Genomic DNA, 5381 nt, shown 5'->3' with positions numbered 1-5381 from the left:
TCAAACTCCTACAGCTCCAACCAGCCTAAACACCAACCCGGCCGACTTTGCCGTGCCCGTGCTCAATGAAGGGCAGCTCCCGAGAGAGCTGCGACCTACAGCTGATGCGGGTTTCCGCGCTCGCGCATCAGCCTCAATGAAGGGCAGCTCCCGAGAGAGCTGCGACCTACCAGAGAGACGGAGTCTCGTGATGCACACCGCCTCAATGAAGGGCAGCTCCCGAGAGAGCTGCGACCTACGGATGAGATCGTTCTTCGCGGCGCTCCGCTCGCGCCTCAATGAAGGGCAGCTCCCGAGAGAGCTGCGACATCCGCCTGTCCGACGGCGGATCGGACGGTACGACGCCTCAATGAAGGGCAGCTCCCGAGAGAGCTGCGACAATAGGCCAAAAGGGCCAATCACGCAATGTGATGGGCCTCAATGAAGGGCAGCTCCCGAGAGAGCTGCGACCTGCACCAGCCGGAGCGCAATGCTCGCTGCGGAAGAGCCTCAATGAAGGGCAGCTCCCGAGAGAGCTGCGACCGTGCTATCATATCTCGCCAGCATTCATAGCAGAGCCTCAATGAAGGGCAGCTCCCGAGAGAGCTGCGACCCGGGTCATGTGGGCCGCCGGGTTGCTCGGCCTGAACCGGGCCTCAATGAAGGGCAGCTCCCGAGAGAGCTGCGACAGGGTCAGAATTCTACCCCTCCTGACCTGCGGCGGAACGACCGGTTCGCGAGAGGTCCGCCGACGGAGGGCCTCGCGACCGCCCCAGAGCCATCATCGTCCACTGCAGAACAGCGTCTGAACAGGAAAGACAGCTCCGCGAGAGGTCCGCGCTCACGGCCGTCACGACGGACCCCTCGCGGAGGGCAGCGGTAGGGCGGACGGCGGGGCTACAGGATGGCCGGACCGTGGCCGGTGATCGGGCGGCCCTGGCCGATCACGTCGAGGGATCGGCTGGCGCGCTCCCGCAGCGTACCCAGGTCGCAAAGCAGGATGGAATCCGTACCCTGGTTGATCGTGTCGGTCAGCGCGGCCTGCAGCCGCAGGATCTTCGCGGGGTGGGCGTGACCGACGAACAGGCTGAGCTGGACGCGGTCGCCATACGATTCGAGTTCTTGCCTGCCGCATCGCCGCAGCGAGGTCGGCCCACACCAGCTTTGCGGTCCGGCTCGACCGCCGGCCGCTACCGGCACGCCAGCGAAGCCGAGATCGAGTACGTCGCGTGGTTTCCGGAACGCGCAAGCTGGATCGTCGGCCCGGCGGGGCTATAGCCGGCGACCTGACGGCCAGAAAGCTCCGGCCGCAGAGCGGGTCCGGAGTAGAAACTACAGCTCGGGGTGTTCGGTGGTGGCGGTGAACCAGTCCTTGCGGCTGCTGACGTCCAGTTGCGCGACACGCAGCCCCACCTTGCGACACAGCGCCGCAAACTCCTCCGGCGCGTAGTAGGTGAACCAGCGCGGGGCCGGGAAGTCGTCAGTGCTGCGCCAGCCGTCGCGACCGCCGTGTTTCATGCTGATCAACGCCTTGCCGCCGGGCAGCAGGACCCGTCGGATGTTGTCCAGCGCGGTGACCGTGTAGCGCCGGGGCAGGTGCAGCAGGACCCCGCTGGCGATGACACCGGCGAAGGTGTCGGACCGCAGCGGCAGGGCGAGCGCGTCGCAGCAGACAGCAGCGTCGATGGCGATCCGTACGGTGGTCGCGCGCAGCAGCTCCGGGGTGACGTCGGCGAGGACGACGGCCCGGCCGGTGCCGGCGACCAGGTCGGCGTCGCGGCCCGCTCCGCAGCCGAAGTCGAGCACCGGCCCTGGCCCGAGCGCGGTGAGGAAGTCCGTCAGCTCCTGCCGCAGACCGGGGAACCGGCCGTAGTCGGCCGTCATCGCCGTGTAGTGCTCGACCAAGGCGGCGTAGGAGCGGCGTACCTGGGCGGTGCCGGACCAGCCGGGGGCCACGGCAGGCACGGGGTCACCGCGCCGGGGCGCCCGGGGCGCCGCCGCCGGTGACGAGGGTGCTGATGTCGGTGCTCTGATGTTTCCAGGCGACGCCGGGCAGGGCGGTCCTGCTGCCGTCCCGGGTAAGCAGGCTGACACCGTCCTCGGGTGGGGTGGCGCGGCCGATGACGTCGAAGATGAGACCGCTGCGGTCGAAGGCGTCGCGGCAGGCGTCGAGCCGGTCCGGTGGCACCGTGAAGGCGAGCTGGAAGTCGGCCGACGCGCTCATCGCGAGGGTGAGGTCGTCGGTGCCGGTGAGTTTGGCGACGGCACTGACGGCGGGGTGGACGGCGATGTCGTCGGCGGTGACGGTGAAGCCGACCCCGCTGGCGGCGGCGAGCTGCTCGATGGTGGCGCGCAGGCCGTCCGAGGTGTCCTGGCAGGCGGTGGCGTAGCCGCCGGTCGACAGCAGCCGACCTTCGGCGACCCGGGCGCGGGGCCGCCGCCAACTGTCGAGCAGGTCGGCTTCGACGCTGTCGGGCAGCGCCCACCCGTTGACGGCACGCTTCGGGAAGTAGGCGACGGCAGCGCCGAGGACCCCGCAGGGGCCGGTGACGCAGAGGTGGTCGCCGGGTCGCGCGCCACGGCGGGTCAGGGCGCTGCCCGTACGGCAGACGCCGATCGCGGACGCGGAGAGCACGATGCGTTCGGCGTTGCCGATGTCGCCGCCGACGTTGAGGGTGCCGAAGTTGGTGCAGGCCTGGTGGATGCCGGCCATGATGTCGAGGAATCCGGCGTCGTCGAGGTCGTTGGGGTAGCGCACGACGGTCAGTACGCCGATCGGCGCGGCACCCATCGCCGCGATGTCGCTGACGTTGGCGGCGACCAGGTAGTAGCCGATGTCGACGTTGGTGAGCAGGCCGTGTTCGTAGAGGGCGAACCTCGGTCCGCGTACGTAATCGGATCCGACGACGAGGGTGACCGGCCCGTCAAGGTCGTAGATCGCGCAGTCGTCGCGGGTGTCGGCCCCGGCGGTGAGCGTGGCGAGCGGGCCGTAACTGTCGCCGAGGACCGCGCCGGACTGGCCGGAAAGGAATGCGCCGACGAGCGCGGCGACCCGGGTCGGTTCATCGGAGTAGCTGGCGGGCGAGGTCATCGGCGCGCTCCCAGATGGTGTACGACTGCCCGCAGCACGGCAACTGCCGGCAGAAACGTGGTGTCCAGTACCAGGCCGTGTGGCCGGCAGGCGACATATTCACGAATGGTGTCGTCGAGCCGAGTAGGCGGTCCGACGTGGACGGCACGTCCCGGCTGCGCCCGGTGCTGGGCGCGGCGGCGTTCCCGCCGAACCGCGTCGGCGGCGGTGAGGAAGATGTGGCAGTCGGCGTCGGTCATGATCGTCGTGGCGCAGTCGCGGCCGACCGCGATCATCCGCTCATGGCCGTCAACGATCGTGCGGTGATATTGGGTGATGACGTGGCGCCATGCCGGGTCGGCCGACACGGCCCGTAGGTGCTGTTCCACTTCCGACGACCAGAGATCGTCGATGATGCTCTCCTGGTGGTAAACGACCGTCGGGGTGACCGGTCGCGTCCCCGGCGTGGCCGGCTCGTGCCGCAGCGCGTCGAACAGTTGCCGGCCGGGCGGCACCGGCCCACGCGAGGCGACGTAGGCGACGGCGCGGTACGTGAGCCCGGTGTCGAGTACGCGCATGTCCAGCTGCGCCGCGAGCGCGTACGCGAGACTTGTCTTACCGCTGGCGGTAGGGCCGTCAATGGAGATCGTGGAATCCTGGTGCATCGGCGAGGTCGCCTTCTGTCGAAGCGGGACTGTCGTCACCGTACGTCATTCACGCGAGCACGCATGGACACGCTGGACCGCTCGTGGTGATCAGGGGTGGTGAGTTGCTCCTGCCAGCCGGCAGTGGCGATCATCGTTGCCCGCAGCAGGTGCCTGCGGACCACCAGCGACCAGTCCCATTCGGGTTCCGCGATGCCGAGCAGTGTGCCGGCAACCGAACGCAGGTACTGGGGCCGGATGCGACGGGTGCGCCTCGAATGCGACATGGTTGTCGCCGTCGGCGCAGTAGAAGTAGGGCTGGTCGGCCTCGGCGAAGCGCCGCAGCGCGGTCAAATTAGGCAGTCGGATGGCCGACAGCCCGTCGAGGGTGATCATTTCTGCCAGCTGTGATCCATTTACCGGCAGGATATGCCAGTGGGCGTGGGTGATACACCCGGACGGCGTTGCCGTGGAAGATCCATGCTCCATGATGGCCATTTGGCCGAAGGTGGCGACATAGCGCTGCCGCAGCCACCCAACGACCTCCCGGACCTGACCGATCAGCCCGGCGTCAAGGTGACCGAAACTGAGATGGTGGTGCTCCGGCAGCAGGAGCAGATGCCCTACGACCAGCGGAGACAGGTCAGCGACGAGCCGCAGCCCCGACAGGGACGCGATCGTCCGACTCGGTGGATCTCCCCGGTATACGGCGGCGAAGCTGCCGCCGCCACCCGGGCGGAACTCGTCGCACAGCTCATCACCATCACACGCCGACGACCGAGGCATACCGACCTCCACGCTGGATGGTAAAGCGTAGACGTTCACGGTATCAGAGACTCGACGGACGTCACTGCCGACAAATTGATCGACACTACGGAGATGGCATTACGACTTACCGTTGAGGTATGCGGCCGCTCACGGCAAAGTTCCTTGATCGCACCATCATGCTGACCGCAACTTGCGTACTGGTCGCGGAGCAGTATTCGGTGCCGTCGGCGATGTTCTGGGACGGATTCGCGGGCGGTCGCGGCCACATCGTCGGCGTCGCCGTGACAGCCATCGCGACGTTCGGCGCGCTCACGCCGGCCCAACTGTGGGCGGAACGGTCCCAGGTGGCCCGCCGCACCGCCGTACGACAGCAGGTCTTGCACCACCTCGGCCGGCTGCTGACGGTAGCCGCCCGGTCGGCACCGCCGCTGCCCGCAGCCGATCTCGGCCTGCACGTGTGGCGGGTCTCCTGGTCGCTACGCCGCCCGCACCGCCGGCTGGTCCGGGTGGCCACGTACCGGCTGGGCAGCACACCTACCACCCGAGCGTTCGCGCCAGCATACGGCGTCGGAGTCGTCGGGCTCTGCTGGAAACGCAACGAAGAGGTCGCCGTCGACGTCGAGACGCTCGCCGCGAAACTGACGACACAGGCCTCGTACGAGGCGCACGTCGCGTCACACGGTGGCGACGCCGTCATGAATCTCACCTGGCCGGACTTCCTCCGGGTCCGCCACCGGGGCGCCGTTTTCGCCAGCCCGATCCGCGACGGCGAGGGCGAGTTCGTCGGCTGCGTCAGCGTGGACAGCAGCCGTGGCTTCGCCACCCTCGTCGGCGACGACCTGTGGCACGAGATCAACTCACTGAGCTGATCTCAGCGACTTGCCGTCAGGTATTTGTATTCGAAGTGGGTCAGGTGGAGT

Annotated in this window: 6 protein-coding genes and 1 CRISPR repeat array; of the genes, 1 reads left to right on the top strand and 5 read right to left on the bottom strand. The window is 68.1% G+C overall.

Annotated features, from left to right (window positions below; all coding sequences use genetic code 11):
- Nucleotides 1–59 precede the first annotated feature (59 nt).
- Nucleotides 60–668: a CRISPR direct-repeat array (repeat unit 36 nt; unit sequence GCCTCAATGAAGGGCAGCTCCCGAGAGAGCTGCGAC).
- Nucleotides 669–876: 208 nt separating this feature from the next.
- From ACFHWT_RS31010 to ACFHWT_RS30990, 5 genes are all read right to left on the bottom strand, one after another.
- Complete coding sequence (locus tag ACFHWT_RS31010; RefSeq protein WP_416598201.1) at nucleotides 877–1179, bottom strand: CRISPR-associated endonuclease Cas2; 303 nt, start codon at nucleotides 1177–1179, stop codon at nucleotides 877–879.
- A gap of 132 nt (nucleotides 1180–1311) precedes the next feature.
- A complete protein-coding gene (locus ACFHWT_RS31005) occupies nucleotides 1312–1944 on the bottom strand; it encodes a class I SAM-dependent methyltransferase (protein ID WP_416598199.1) in 633 nt (210 codons plus the stop codon).
- 4 nt (nucleotides 1945–1948) lie between these two features.
- The gene (gene thiL / locus ACFHWT_RS31000; protein ID WP_416598198.1) at nucleotides 1949–3070 is read right to left on the bottom strand and encodes a thiamine-phosphate kinase; all 1122 of its coding nucleotides are present in this window, start codon (nucleotides 3068–3070) and stop codon (nucleotides 1949–1951) included.
- Nucleotides 3067–3714 carry a (d)CMP kinase gene (locus tag ACFHWT_RS30995; RefSeq protein WP_416598196.1) on the bottom strand — a complete coding sequence of 216 codons (648 nt, stop codon included), beginning with the start codon at nucleotides 3712–3714 and terminating at the stop codon, nucleotides 3067–3069. Before ACFHWT_RS30995 ends, thiL begins: the two co-directional genes overlap by 4 nt.
- Before the next feature lie 90 nt (nucleotides 3715–3804).
- Nucleotides 3805–4518 carry a hypothetical protein gene (locus tag ACFHWT_RS30990; protein ID WP_416598195.1) on the bottom strand — a complete coding sequence of 238 codons (714 nt, stop codon included), beginning with the start codon at nucleotides 4516–4518 and terminating at the stop codon, nucleotides 3805–3807.
- An 80-nt stretch (nucleotides 4519–4598) separates the two neighbouring features.
- On the opposite strand from ACFHWT_RS30990, the gene ACFHWT_RS30985 reads away from it, so the two are divergent.
- Nucleotides 4599–5330 (top strand): hypothetical protein, encoded by a 732-nt coding sequence (locus ACFHWT_RS30985; RefSeq protein WP_416598194.1) that lies wholly within the window; start codon nucleotides 4599–4601, stop codon nucleotides 5328–5330.
- Nucleotides 5331–5381: the final 51 nt, after the last annotated feature.

The sequence above is a fragment of the Micromonospora sp. LOL_021 genome (assembly GCF_048060215.1).
Taxonomy (GTDB): Bacteria; Actinomycetota; Actinomycetes; order Mycobacteriales; family Micromonosporaceae; genus Micromonospora_E.
This window is presented reverse-complemented; position numbering and strand designations above follow the sequence as displayed.